Below are 12,580 nucleotides of genomic sequence, written 5' to 3' on the forward strand. Positions count from 1 at the left end.
ACGAAGCGCGAAATGAGCGGGCGTTCCACGCCCGACCGGCCTTGCCCCCGCAAGGGGCATGGCTATACCTCGACAGCCTTTTGAGGAGGAGACGCGATGCGTGCCGGGATAGCCTGTCTCGTATTGGCCTATGTGCTGAGCCAGTTCTACCGTGCCTTCCTGGCGGTGATGACCCCGGTGCTGAAGGCCGAGCTGGGCATCACCTCCGAGGATCTGGCGGCGGCCTCGGGCATCTGGTTCCTGGCCTTCGCGCTGATGCAGTTCCCGGTCGGCTGGGCGCTGGACCGGATCGGGCCACGGCTGACCTCGATGGCGCTGCTGTCGCTGGGCGGCGCCGGGGGCGCAACGGTCTTCGCGCTGGCCGAGGGGCCGGTCGCGATCATGGTGGCGATGGGCCTGATCGGCATCGGCTGCTCGCCCGTGCTGATGGCGAGCTACTACATCTTCGCGCGGTCCTTCCCGCCGGCGGTGTTCGGCACGCTGGCCGGTGCGGTGGTGGGCATCGGCAGCCTCGGCAACATCGCGGGCTCGCTGCCGCTGGCCTGGGCGGTGGATGCCTTCGGCTGGCGCGAGACGCTGTTCGCACTGGCTGCGGTGACGCTGGCGGTGGCCGCCGCCATCGGCCTAATGGTGCGCGATCCCGCCCGGGTCGAGGGGGAGGCGAAGGGCTCGGTCCTCGACCTGCTGAAGATGCCGCTGCTCTGGCCGGTGCTGATCATGATGGTGGTCTGCTACGCCCCTGCCGCGGGGCTGCGCGGGCTGTGGATCGGCCCCTACTACGCCGATGTCTTCGATGCCTCGGCAGGACAGATCGGCACGGCGACGCTGGTGATGGGGCTGGCCATGGTGGCGGGCAGCTTCGCCTACGGGCCGCTCGACCGGCTGCTCGGCACAAGGAAGGGCCTGATCCTGGGCGGCAACCTGATCGTCGGCCTCTGCCTTCTGGCGCTTTGGGCCATGCCCACGGCCAACGGCTGGACGGCGCTGGCGCTGTTCGCGGGGATCGGCCTCTTCGGCGCCTCGTTCCCGATGGTGATCGCCCATGGCCGGGCCTTCGTGCCGCCGCACCTGCTGGGGCGCGGGGTGACGCTGCTCAACTTCTTCGGCATCGCGTCGCCCGGCCTGATGCAGTTCGCGACCGGCAGGTTGCATGCCTCGGTGGCGCCCACCCCGCCCGAGGCGCCCTATGCGGCGCTGTTCCTGTTCTTCGCGCTGTTCGTGCTGGCGGGCTGCGCCGTCTATGCCTTCAGCCGCGACCGGACGGACTGACTTCCCGCCCGCATCCATCTGCGCTAACCAAGGCGCGGGGGGTAGGCCATGTCAGTCAATGTCGCCGGGATCGAGGTCATCGCGCCGAACCTCAAGCGCCGCCTGTCGGGGGTGACGGCCACGATCGCGCGGCTGGTTCCGGTTCAGGCGCGGATGATCGGCATTGCCGCGACCGGCCCCGGCCTGCCCGACAGCCTGCCTCACCTGCCGCTGTGGCGCCTGCCGCTTTTGCAGCGCGACCGCTGGCGGGTCTGGCACGCGCGGCGCAACACCGAGATGCTGATGGGGCTGGTGCTGCGCCACGTCTTCCGGCGGCGGCTGAAGCTCCTGTTCACCTCGGCCTCGCAGCGCAGGCATACCGGTTATACCCGCTGGTTGATCGGTCGGATGGATGAGGTGGTCGCGACCTCGCGCCGGACGGCGCGCTATCTGGAGCGGCCTGCAGAGGTGATCCTGCACGGCATCGACACCGAGAGCTTCCGCCCTGGCGACCGGGCCGAGGTCCGGGCCCGGCTGGGCCTGCCGCAGGCGGTGCTGGTCGGCTGCTACGGCCGGATCCGGGCGCAGAAGGGCACGGATGTCTTCGTCCACGCCATGATGCGCCTGCTGCCCACGCGCCCCGGCGTGGCGGCGGTGGTGATGGGCCGCGCGGTGGGCGAGCATCAGGCCTTCCTCGACGCGCTGAAGGCCGAGATCGCGCAGGCGGGGCTGGCCGATCGCATCCTGTTCCTCCCCGAAGTCACCGTGGACCGGATGCCCGACTGGTATCGCGCGCTCGACCTCTACGTGGCGCCGCAGCGGTGGGAGGGGTTCGGGCTGACCCCGCTGGAAGCCATGGCCTGCGGCGTGCCGGTGGTGGCCACCCGGGTCGGCGCCTTCGAGGAACTGGTGGATGACGCGACGGGCCTGCTGATCCCGCCTGGCGACGTCGAGGCGATGGCCGAAGCGGTGGCGCCGCTGCTGGATGACGCCTCCTTGCGCGCCCGCATGGCCGAGGCCGCCCGCGCCCGAACGCTGGCGGGCTTCCGCATCGAGGACGAGGCCGCGGCGCTCGTCGCCCTCTATCGGAGACTTCTCGCGTGAACCGGCTGAGCTTTCTTCTCGCCCGCACCCTGCGCCGCGAGGCGCCCCTTGCAGCCCTGTCGCTGTCTGAAGACGCGCTGCTGGCCCGCTTTGCCACCGAGCGCATCGCGCTGGTGGGCAATGCGCGCAGCCTGTCGGGGACGAGCTTCGGCGAGGAAATCGACGCCGCGGATCTGGTGATCCGGCTGAACCGGGCGCCGATGCCCTCGGCCACCAGCCACGGAACGCGGACCGACGCGCTGGCACTCGCCACGTCGATCAAGGCCGAGGCGCTGGAGCGGCTCTCGCCGCGCCTGACGCTCTGGATGTCGCACAAGCGGAAGCGCCTGCCGTGGCATGTCGCGATCCGGCGCGGGTTCTACCTGCACCCGCGCGAGGATCATGCCGACCTGAAGCAGCGCCTCGGCGCACCGCCTTCGACGGGGCTGATGATGATCGACCTGCTCGCCCGCAGCCGGGCGGCCGAGGTGACCCTTTTCGGCTTCGACTTCTTCGCCAGCCTCTCGCTGACCGGCAGCCGCAGCGCGGATCGGGTGCCGCACGACTTCGCCGCCGAGGCCGCCTTTGTCCGCGACCTGTTGCAGCGCGACCCGCGCTTCGCGCTGCGTTCGGCCCAGACCTGATTCCCCTTTTACCGTGACCCCTCATGCGCTATGGGGGCGCGTCATTCCGACATCAGAAGGGGTCCCCGATGGGCTACAGGGTCGTCGTCGCGGGTGCCACGGGCAACGTGGGCCGCGAAATGCTGAACATCCTCGCCGAGCGCGAGTTTCCGGTGGATGAGATTGCCGCTCTCGCGAGCCGCAAGTCGCTCGGCACCGAGGTGAGCTTTGGCGACAAGACCCTGACGACCAAGGACCTCGACACCTTCGACTTCACCGGCTGGGACATCGCGCTGTTCGCGGTGGGCTCCGAGGCCACGAAGATCTACGCGCCCAAGGCCGCGGCCGCCGGCTGCGTGGTGATCGACAACTCATCGCTCTACCGCTACGACCCGCAGATCCCGCTGATCGTGCCGGAAGTGAATGCCGACGCGATCGAGGGCTACAAGGCGAAGAACATCATCGCCAACCCCAACTGCTCGACCGCGCAGATGGTGGTGGCGCTGAAGCCGCTGCACGACCGCGCGAAGATCAAGCGGGTGGTGGTCTCGACCTACCAGTCGGTCTCGGGCGCCGGCAAGGCCGGCATCGACGAACTCTGGGACCAGACCAAGGGCGTCTACGTCCCCGGGCAGGAAGTGGCACCGTCGAAGTTCACCAAGCAGATCGCCTTCAACGTGATCCCGCACATCGACACCTTCATGGAGGACGGCTCCACCAAGGAAGAGTGGAAGATGGTGGCCGAGACGAAGAAGATCCTCGACAAGAACGTCAAGGTCACCGCGACCTGCGTCCGCGTGCCGGTCTTCGTGGGCCATTCGGAATCGATCAACATCGAGTTCGAGGATTTCCTGGACGAGGACGAGGCGCGGAGCATCCTGCGCGAGGCGCCCGGCGTGCTGGTGGTCGACAAGCGCGAGCCCGGCGGCTACATTACCCCCGTGGAATGCGTGGGAGATTACGCCACCTATGTCAGCCGCATCCGGCAGGATTCCACGATCGATAACGGCATCAATCTCTGGTGCGTGTCGGACAACCTGCGGAAGGGCGCTGCGCTCAATGCGGTGCAGATCGCCGAAGTGCTTGGCAACCGGTGCCTGAAAAAGGGATGAGTGCATGGTGAAGGCAGGTTCGGCCATTGTTGCAGGGGCAGCGCTCGCGGCGCTCCTTGCGGTCGCCGGATCTGCCCAAGCCGAACAGCGCTCGTTCAGCATCTTCGCCGGGATCCTGACCGACAACACCTGGGAGGACTATTTCCTCACTCCCTGGGAAACCGATCCGCAGGACCCCGGCCTTCTGGGCATCGCCTTCACGCAACCGCTCGGCCGCGGTTTCGACACCCGCTTCGGCGAGGTCCGCTGGGAGATCGAGTTCCAGATCGTCCGCCATGCCGGCGTGCAGTCGAACTGGGAATTCAACCTGCCCATCGCGGCCCGGCTGATGCCGGAGAAGCCGGTCCTGGGCGTCTTCGACACGATGGCCTTCGGGATCGGCCCCTCGCATGCCGACAAGGAACCCGCGCTGGAACTGGCGCGGGGCGATGCGGCGCAGAAGGATCAGGTCTACTGGTATGCCGAGGTCGAGCGCCGCTCGCGCGAGCGTGACTGCTGCAGCTTCTTCGCCCGCATCCACCACCGCTCCGATGCCTATGGCCTCATCGGCGAGGGCGGTTCGTCGAACGGGCTGGTCGTGGGGATGCGGACGACCTTCTGAGCCGGCGCCGGCTCAGACCGGCACGAACCCCACCGACGGCACATACTGCTCCAGCCCGCCCTCGCCGATATGGGTCCACAGGCCGTGCAGCGTAAGCAGGTCGTTCTCGACCGCCTCACGCACGAAGGGGAAGGTCATCAGGTTCGCGAGGCTCACGAGGACGGCCTCCTTCTCCAGCGCCTCGACGCGCTCCGCCTCGGGCAGGTCCTTCACCCGGTCGTAGCCGGGGCGCAGGATGTCCATCCAGCGGCCGACGAAGCTCGACCGGTCCTCGAGTTCAGGCGCCCGGCCGGAGCACATGTCGTGGCAGCCCTTCACGCCGCCGCAGTTCGAATGGCCCAGCACCACGATATGGGCCACCTTCAGGGCCGTCACCGCATATTCCACCGCGGCCGAGGTGCCGTGCGGCTCGCCATCCGGGCTGTAGGCCGGCACGAGGCTGGCGATGTTGCGGTGGATGAAGAACTCGCCCTCGTCCGCGCCGAAGATCGAGGTGACATGCACGCGCGAGTCGCAGCACGAGATCACCATGGCGCGGGGATGCTGCCCGCTTTCGGCCAGTCGCCGATACCATGCCTTGTTGTCGGCATAGGTCGTGGCCCGCCAGCCATAGAAGCGCTGGGTCAGGTAGTTCGGAAGCGGCCTCGCATTGTGCATCGCATCATCCTCAGTCGGTCCACGCGCCTGATTAGGGCGGGACCCGGGAAAATTCGAGGGATTTCTTGTAGCACCCGAAACCTTTTCTTCAGCAGGGGAAGCCAGTCTCGGGGCGGGTGTGACAAGAGGTAGGGTAAGATGACCTGCATGATTACGGCGCTTCGGCCGGTGGACCGCGTGCGCCAGGATGCCGAGCCGATTGCCGCGATGTATCGCGAAATGGGCACGAAAGCCGCCGAGCAGATCGTGAACCGCGCGCTGGGAGAGCTTGCGCTGACGATCTCGGGCCTGTCGCAGCAGGTCCGCTCGCGCGATCTGGCCGAACTTCCGCGCCGGTTGCGGCGGCTGCAGCGGATGTCGGAGAACCTCGGGATGGTCAGTCTGGGGCTGGTCGCGGCGGATGCGCGCAGGGCCTTCGAGGTGAACGACACGACCGCCTTCTCCGCCATCTGGGCGCGGCTGATGCGCGTGGCCGAACGGTCGCTTGCAACCGACAAGGACCTGCTCGACCAGAGGTCGTGATCCGGCGACGGGGCGAATGATCCCGGCCGTGGCAACCGACGGGGTTGCGGGCACCGGGGGAACGGCTAGGCTCGCCACGATTGTCCTGCCTGCGGAACGCGCCATGCCCCTTGCCTTCGCCGATCCCTCCGCGCCCTCGCGGCCCGTCCATGTCGTCGCCTCGGAGGCGCTTGCCGACTGGCGCGCCACGCAGCCCGAGCCGGTCCGGGCCTGGCTGGCCGCGACGGGGTTCGAGGCCTCGCTGGGCGAACTGCGCCTCGTGCCTTCGACCGAGGGGGGCATCGCCGCGGCCGTGGTGGGCTTCGGCACGGCGCGGTCGCGGGCGCGCAGCCGCTTCGGGCTGGCGCGGGGCCTCGCCGCCCTGCCGGAAGGCGACTGGCATCTCGAAGGCGACCTGTCGCCCGCGGAGGCCGCCGAGGCCGCGCTGGGCTGGCTGCTCTCAGGCTATGCCTTCACGCGCTACAAGGCGGCCGGTGCGGTCAAGGCCCGGCTCAAGCTGCCCGCCGGCTGCGACGGGGCGCGCCTTCTCGCCATGGCCGAGGCCGAGGTTCTGACCCGTGACCTGATCAACACGCCCGCCTCCGACATGGGGCCGCAGGAGCTGGAGCAGGCCTTCCTGGCACTCGCCGACCGCTTCGGCGCCGAGACCATGGCGATCCGCGGCGACAAGCTGATCGAGCGCAACTTCCCGATGATCCATGCCGTCGGCCGCGCCTCGCCCCGCGAACCGCGCCTGCTCGAGATGCGCTGGGGCGAGCGGGGCCCGCGGCTGACGCTGGTCGGCAAGGGAGTCTGCTTCGACACCGGCGGCCTCGACATCAAGCCGTCCTCCGGCATGCTCTTGATGAAGAAGGACATGGGCGGCGCGGCGACGGTGATGGGGCTGGCGCAGATGATCATGGCGATAGACCTGCCGGTTCGCCTGCGCGTGCTGGTCCCGGCGGTCGAGAATGCGATCTCGGGCAATGCCATGCGGCCGCGCGACATCCTGACCTCGCGCAAGGGCTTGACGGTCGAGGTGAACAACACCGATGCCGAGGGGCGGCTGATCCTCGCCGATGCCCTAGCGCTTGCGGATGAGGAGCGGGCCGACCTGATCGTCTCGATGGCGACTCTGACCGGCGCGGCCCGTGTCGCGGTGGGGCCGGATCTCGCGCCGTTCTACACCGACGACGAGGCGCTGGCCGCAGCACTGCAGGCCGCGGCGGCCCCGGCCTGCGATCCGGTCTGGCGGATGCCGTTCTGGGAGCCCTACGAGCCACTGATCGAGCCGGGTATCGCCGATCTCGACAACGCACCCTCCGGCGGCTTCGCGGGCTCGATCACGGCGGCGCTGTTCCTGCGCCGCTTCGTCGCGAACCCGCGCTACATGCATTTCGACATCTATGGCCACACGCCCTCGGACGCGCCGGCGAGGCCCAAGGGCGGCGTGGGGCAGGGGGCCCGCGCGCTGTTCACCGCCCTGCCGCAGATGCTGGGGCTGTAATGGACCGGCGGTTGACGCCCTTCAGCGGGCAAGTGGCGCATGTCTCGCTGAAAGACAGGGTTCGGGCGGAGCGCTTCACTGAAGGAGAGCCCGCCGCGGTCGCCGTGCCGCTGGCGGATCTGCTCTCCAGCCCCGGGGGGGCGCGGGATCGGCAGCTGCTGATGGGCGATGCCTTCCTCGTGATCGACCGGTGCGACGGGCATGCCTTCGGCCAATCCGCGAAGGACGGCTATTGCGGCTGGCTGGAGGAGGAGGCTCTCGGTTCCGCGGCACAGCCCACGCATGTCGTGGCGGTTCCGGCCACCCATCTCTACCCCGAACCAAGGGTTCAGGCCCGCGAACTAGCCGGTCTCAGTTTCGGCGCAAGGGTCGTGGTCATCGGCGAAGCGCGAAACTTCCTTGAGACAACGGCGGGATGGTGCCCGGCCATGCATCTGCGGCCAGTGGATGCGCCTTTCGATGACCCGGTGGAGGTGGCGCGGCTGTTCTTCGGCACGCCCTATCTGTGGGGCGGCAACAGCCGGGCGGGGATCGACTGCTCGGGTCTGGCGCAGGCGGCGCTGCTGGCCTGCGGCATCGACTGCCCGGGCGACAGCGACCTGCAGCAGCGCATCGGCACCGAGGTGGCCGAGCGCGACCTGCGTCGCGGCGACCTGCTGTTCTGGAAGGGCCATGTCGCGATGGCGGTTGACGCCGAGCGGATGATCCATGCCACCGGCTATGTGATGGGCGTGATCGAGGAGGAGATTGCCGCGGCCGTGGCGCGGATCACGGCCGAGGGCGGTGGGCCGGTCGTCGCGCGCCGCCGGCCCTAGACAGGATCGCGCTGCCAGCCGGGATCGAAGGCTACGCGCTCGCAGCCGGCGAACCGCGCCATGCGGTCAAGCTCGGCCTCGAGCCGGCCAAGCCGTCCGGCGCCCAGACGGATGCCGGGCTCGGGCCAGAGCGCGCGGACCTGCAGCGTGCCGCGGTCCCGCCGGGCCTTCATGTCGATCCGCCCGATCAGGCGCCCGCCCTCGAGGATCGGGAAGACGTAATAGCCGAAGGTGCGCTTCGGTTCGGGCACATAGATCTCGATGCGGTAGCGGAAGCCGAACAGCCGCTCGGCGCGGTTCCGGTCGCGCAGCGCCGGGTCGAACGGCGAGAGGATCCGGATGCGCGAGGGCGGCTCGGGCGCGGCCTGTGCCTGTTCGACCAGATCGGGGCGGGCGTAGCTGCGGCGAAGCGTGCCGTCGGCGCCCTCGATGCGGACCTCGACGATCCGGCCCTGGGCAAGGGCGTCATGGCACCACGCCTGCGCCTCGGCCGGGGTTGCCGCCGCCCAGAAGGCGGCGAGTTCGCCCGACGTGGCGAAGCCCAGCCGGGCGAGCGCCGCCGAACAGGCCCAGTCGATCGTGGCCGCGTCGCCGGGATCCTGTGCAAGGATCTCCTCCGGGATGACGCGGGAGGTGAGGTCATAGACCTTCCGGAAGGCGTCCCGCCGGGTGATCGACAACTCTCCCACACGCCAGAGATATTCCAGCGCCGCCTTGGACGGATGCCAGTCCCACCAGCCGCCGGTGCCGCGCGTCTCGTCCTCGCCGACGTCGGAGGCCGAGACCGGGCCACGCTCGGCGATGCGGGCAAGGACGGTCTCGAACTGGTCCTCGAAGCCGTCGCGCTGCCATCCGCGCCAGCGCGCCAGCAGCCGCGGCCGGTCGCGCCGGAAGCGGTGGCGCCAGAACGGGAAGAAGCGCGTCGGGATGACGGCCGCGTCATGGGTCCAATGCTCGAAGAGGCCGCGCCGCGCGAGAAGCGGGTCCAGTCCGTCCTGCCGATAGCTCTGGCGGCGCGCGAAGAGGATCATGTGATGGGCGCGCGCCACCGTGGCGATGCTGTCGAGCTGCACGAAGCCCAGGCGGTCGATCAGCGCCTGCAGCGCGTCACCCCTGGCCGGGCCGATGGGCGGCTCGGCCAGGGCGTGAAGATGCAGGAACAGCCGCCGCGCCAGCGGATTGGGCAGGGTCAGCACTGCCCGTCAAAGGCCGGTTTCGGCGGCGATCTCGGCCCGGCTTTTCCGGGCGCGCTCGGTGGCGGATTTCAGCTGGCCGCAGGCGGCCATGATGTCCTCGCCGCGCGGGGTGCGGATCGGCGAGGCATAGCCCGCCTTGTAGATGATGTCGGCGAAGGCCGCGATCCGCTCGGGCGTCGAGCGGCGGTAGGGCGCGCCGGGCCATTCGTTGAACGGGATCAGGTTGATCTTGGCCGGGATGCCCGCAATGAGCTTCACCAGCCGACGCGCATCGGCGTCGCTGTCGTTGATCCCGTCGAGCATCACGTATTCGAAGGTGATCCGCTCGGAGTTCGACAGGCGGGGATAGTCGCGCAAGCTGTCCAGCAGGGTGCGGATGTTCCACTTCCTGTTGATCGGCACGAGAATGTCGCGCACGGCATCTGTCGTGGCGTGGAAGGACACGGCGAGCTGGCAGCCGATCTCTTCCGCGGTGCGGGCGATCTCTGGCACCACGCCCGAGGTCGAAAGCGTGATCCGGCGGCGCGAGAGCGTCAGCCCTTCGCCGTCCATCACCACCTTCATCGCGTCGCGGACATTCTCGAAATTATAAAGCGGCTCGCCCATGCCCATCAGCACGAGGTTCGACACCAGCCGCGTCTCGTCCTTCGGCGCGCCACGCTCGGGCCACTCGCCGAGATCATCGCGCACCAGCATCAGCTGGCCCACGATCTCGCCCGGGGTCAGGTTGCGCACCAGCTTCTGCGTGCCGGTGTGGCAGAACGAACAGGTCAGCGTGCAGCCGACCTGGCTCGAGACGCAGAGCGTGCCGCGGCCTTCCTCGGGGATGTAGACGGTCTCGACTTCGTGGCCGCCGGCGATGCGGACGAGGTATTTCCGCGTGCCGTCCGAGGAGATCTGCCGGCTGACGACCTCGGGAAGGGCGATGGTGAAATGCTCGGCCAGCAGGGCGCGGTAGTCCTTGGCGAGGTTCGTCATCTGCGCGAAGTCGCGCACGCCCCAGTGGTAGACCCATTGCCAGACCTGCCCCAGCCGCATCTTCGCCTGCCGCTCCGGCGTGCCGGCGGCGATCAGGGCTGCCTGAAGCTGCTCGCGCGTCAGGCCGACGATGTTGGTCAGGCCACCCTCGGCCGGCTTGCGCGGCAGGGTCAGCACGTCCTGAGTGATCGGAGCGGTGGCGGTCATGGCAAGCCTCGGGAAGCGGGGAAGCGCCTCATATAGGGGATTCGCGGCGAAAACGAAACCCGTATGAGAGCGGGAGGCCCAAACACAAACGCCCCGGCCAGGGCCGGGGCGCGGAGAAGCCCTTGGGACCCTGCTTACTTGCAGCGGGCCTCGGCGTCGGTCATCGCGGCGGTGAAGCCCGAGAGCGAGAAGGTGTCCTTGGTCTGCGTGCCGCGGGCCGAGCGCGCGGTCATCACGGCGGTGCTGCCGCGCTTCATCGAGGCCAGCAGCGCCGCATCGTCCTGCGCATTCGCCGGCCAGGCCCACTCGCCGTCGGTGAAGAGTTCGAAGGTCGACCCGCCGATGTTGACGTTCACCGTCGATCCGGGCGCGAAGGGATAGCCGCCGGTGAAGGACACTTCGCCCTTGGCGCCGGCTCCGGGCCGGTAGGTCACGAACAGCAGGATGTCGCCGCGTTTCACGGACACGGGCTTGCCGTCGCGGGTGCTTTCGGTCTGCTTCGGGCTGGAAACGCCCCAGCATTCCTTCGGCGATTCCTCGGTGAAGACGCTCCAGTCGGTCTTCGTGGCCACCCGGTTGGTGGATTCCTGAGCCGCCACGCCCGTCGCGAGACCGGCCAGCGCGATTGCCGCTGCCGAGAGCAGGCGCCCCATCGTGGTCCTCATGTCGTTCACAGCCTCCAGCTGCCAGTGCCTCTGCCCGCCCCATGCCGCCTTGAGGCGTGCTTTTCCTGTGGCGCAGGGCGTTTCAACCCGATAACGCTTCTTAGCGCAAGCATCCCGCGCCTAGAAAGCCCCCTTGGGCACAAAATCGCGCAGCTGTGAGGGGGACGGATGGCAGAACCTGTCCGCATGGTCGAACTCTGGCGGGGCGGTCTGCTGGAAAGCTGGCATGTCGGCCATGCCGTGATCTGGAGCGACGACGGCGGGCTGGTGGAGGCCTGGGGCGACCCGGACACCGTGATCTTCCCGCGCTCGTCCTGCAAGATGATCCAGGCGCTGCCGCTGCTGGAAAGCGGCGCGGGCGAGGCGCTTTCGACCGAGCGGCTGGCGCTGGCCTGCGCGAGCCATCAGGGCGCCGCGCTGCATGTCGGGCTGGTGCGGCGCTGGCTTCTCGACATCGGGATGGACGAGGCCGACCTGCGCTGCGGCGCCCATGCCCCGGCGGATATCGAGGAGCGGGACCGGCTGATCCGGGCCTGGGAACGTCCCTGCCAGATCCACAACAACTGCTCGGGCAAGCACGCTGGGTTCCTGATGCTGGCAAGGCACCTGCACGCCGGGCCGGAATATGTGGCGCCGGACCATCCGGTGCAGCTGGCCGTCCGCTCCGCCTTCGAGGAAGTGACGGGCGAGACGAGTCCCGGCTTCGGGATCGACGGCTGCTCGGCGCCGAACTTCGCGACCACCGTCGCGGGCCTCGCGCGGGCCATGGCGTTCTTCGCCGGTGCCGTAGAAGGCAGCGGCGCACGTGCCCGGGCCGCCGCCCGGCTGACCGAGGCAATGATAGCCCATCCCGACCTGGTGGCGGGCGAGGGTCGCGCCTGCACCGAGCTGATGCGCGCGATGCGCGGCCGCGCGGCCATCAAGACCGGGGCCGAGGCGGTCTTCGTGGCCATCGTTCCCGGGCGGCGGCTGGGCATCGCGCTGAAGATCGTCGATGGCTCGACCCGCGCCTCCGAGGCCGCCATTGCGGCGCTGCTGGTGCGGCTGGGCCTGCTCGATCAGGATCACCCCGCCACGCTGAAGCGGCTCGATGCCGTGCAGACCAACTGGCGCGGGTTCGAGACCGGCATCCTGCGCGCCGCTCCGGGTTTCCCCTGAACGCAGGCAGGAGACCCCGGACGCGGGTCCGGAGCCTCCGCCGCACTCGGCCGGTTTGGGCGACAGGCAGGGGACAGTTTATGCCATTCGCCGGAACCGGTCACTCGTCACGAGATGTCACCATGGCCGGCAAATGCGGCCCGCCGGGGGTCGATCCATGGCCTTTTGCGGGCTTTCCGCGCCGTGGTCGCCGCATCGCGGCGGGCAAGCGGTCTTGCCATGCCGGGCT

13 protein-coding genes are annotated in these 12,580 nt (G+C 69.2%); 9 read left to right on the forward strand and 4 right to left on the reverse strand.

What is annotated here, in order from left to right; translation table 11 throughout:
- The first annotated feature begins 96 nt into the window (after positions 1-96).
- From CK951_RS00145 to CK951_RS00165, 5 genes are all read left to right on the forward strand, one after another.
- Positions 97-1,269 carry an MFS transporter gene (locus tag CK951_RS00145; RefSeq protein ID WP_096784254.1) on the forward strand — a complete coding sequence of 391 codons (1,173 nt, stop codon included), beginning with the start codon at positions 97-99 and terminating at the stop codon, positions 1,267-1,269.
- 48 nt (positions 1,270-1,317) lie between these two features.
- A complete protein-coding gene (locus tag CK951_RS00150) occupies positions 1,318-2,352 on the forward strand; it encodes a glycosyltransferase family 4 protein (protein WP_096784255.1) in 1,035 nt (344 codons plus the stop codon).
- Complete coding sequence (locus CK951_RS00155; RefSeq protein WP_096784256.1) at positions 2,349-2,975, forward strand: glycosyltransferase family 29 protein; 627 nt, start codon at positions 2,349-2,351, stop codon at positions 2,973-2,975. Before CK951_RS00150 ends, CK951_RS00155 begins: the two co-directional genes overlap by 4 nt.
- Before the next feature lie 68 nt (positions 2,976-3,043).
- Positions 3,044-4,066: an aspartate-semialdehyde dehydrogenase gene (locus CK951_RS00160; protein ID WP_096784257.1), complete on the forward strand. Its 1,023-nt coding sequence runs from the start codon at positions 3,044-3,046 to the stop codon at positions 4,064-4,066.
- Between the two features lie 4 nt (positions 4,067-4,070).
- Complete coding sequence (locus CK951_RS00165) at positions 4,071-4,667, forward strand: hypothetical protein (RefSeq protein ID WP_096784258.1); 597 nt, start codon at positions 4,071-4,073, stop codon at positions 4,665-4,667.
- 12 nt (positions 4,668-4,679) lie between these two features.
- On the opposite strand, the gene CK951_RS00170 is transcribed toward CK951_RS00165, so the two are convergent.
- The gene (locus tag CK951_RS00170; protein WP_096784259.1) at positions 4,680-5,324 is read right to left on the reverse strand and encodes a carbonic anhydrase; all 645 of its coding nucleotides are present in this window, start codon (positions 5,322-5,324) and stop codon (positions 4,680-4,682) included.
- A gap of 138 nt (positions 5,325-5,462) precedes the next feature.
- On the opposite strand from CK951_RS00170, the gene CK951_RS00175 reads away from it, so the two are divergent.
- From CK951_RS00175 to CK951_RS00185, 3 genes are all read left to right on the forward strand, one after another.
- The gene (locus CK951_RS00175; protein WP_096784260.1) at positions 5,463-5,846 is read left to right on the forward strand and encodes a hypothetical protein; all 384 of its coding nucleotides are present in this window, start codon (positions 5,463-5,465) and stop codon (positions 5,844-5,846) included.
- 103 nt (positions 5,847-5,949) lie between these two features.
- The gene (locus CK951_RS00180) at positions 5,950-7,332 is read left to right on the forward strand and encodes a M17 family metallopeptidase (RefSeq protein WP_096784261.1); all 1,383 of its coding nucleotides are present in this window, start codon (positions 5,950-5,952) and stop codon (positions 7,330-7,332) included.
- Positions 7,332-8,147, forward strand: a complete 816-nt coding sequence (locus CK951_RS00185; RefSeq protein ID WP_096784262.1) for a C40 family peptidase — start codon at positions 7,332-7,334, stop codon at positions 8,145-8,147. Before CK951_RS00180 ends, CK951_RS00185 begins: the two co-directional genes overlap by 1 nt.
- Here the strand turns inward: CK951_RS00185 and CK951_RS00190 are convergent.
- From CK951_RS00190 to CK951_RS00200, 3 genes are all read right to left on the reverse strand, one after another.
- Entirely contained in the window at positions 8,144-9,340 is a 1,197-nt protein-coding gene (locus CK951_RS00190) for a winged helix-turn-helix domain-containing protein (protein WP_096787107.1), read from the reverse strand. The two genes, CK951_RS00185 and CK951_RS00190, sit on opposite strands and share 4 nt — an antisense overlap.
- Positions 9,341-9,349: 9 nt before the next feature.
- The gene (gene rlmN, locus CK951_RS00195; protein ID WP_096784263.1) at positions 9,350-10,528 is read right to left on the reverse strand and encodes a 23S rRNA (adenine(2503)-C(2))-methyltransferase RlmN; all 1,179 of its coding nucleotides are present in this window, start codon (positions 10,526-10,528) and stop codon (positions 9,350-9,352) included.
- Between the two features lie 134 nt (positions 10,529-10,662).
- A complete protein-coding gene (locus CK951_RS00200) occupies positions 10,663-11,193 on the reverse strand; it encodes an invasion associated locus B family protein (RefSeq protein WP_096784264.1) in 531 nt (176 codons plus the stop codon).
- Positions 11,194-11,361: 168 nt separating this feature from the next.
- On the opposite strand from CK951_RS00200, the gene CK951_RS00205 reads away from it, so the two are divergent.
- Entirely contained in the window at positions 11,362-12,351 is a 990-nt protein-coding gene (locus tag CK951_RS00205; RefSeq protein ID WP_096784265.1) for an asparaginase, read from the forward strand.
- The last annotated feature ends 229 nt before the right edge of the window (positions 12,352-12,580 follow it).

It is taken from the genome of Rhodobacter sp. CZR27 (genome assembly GCF_002407205.1).
Lineage (GTDB): Bacteria > Pseudomonadota > Alphaproteobacteria > Rhodobacterales > Rhodobacteraceae > Cereibacter_A.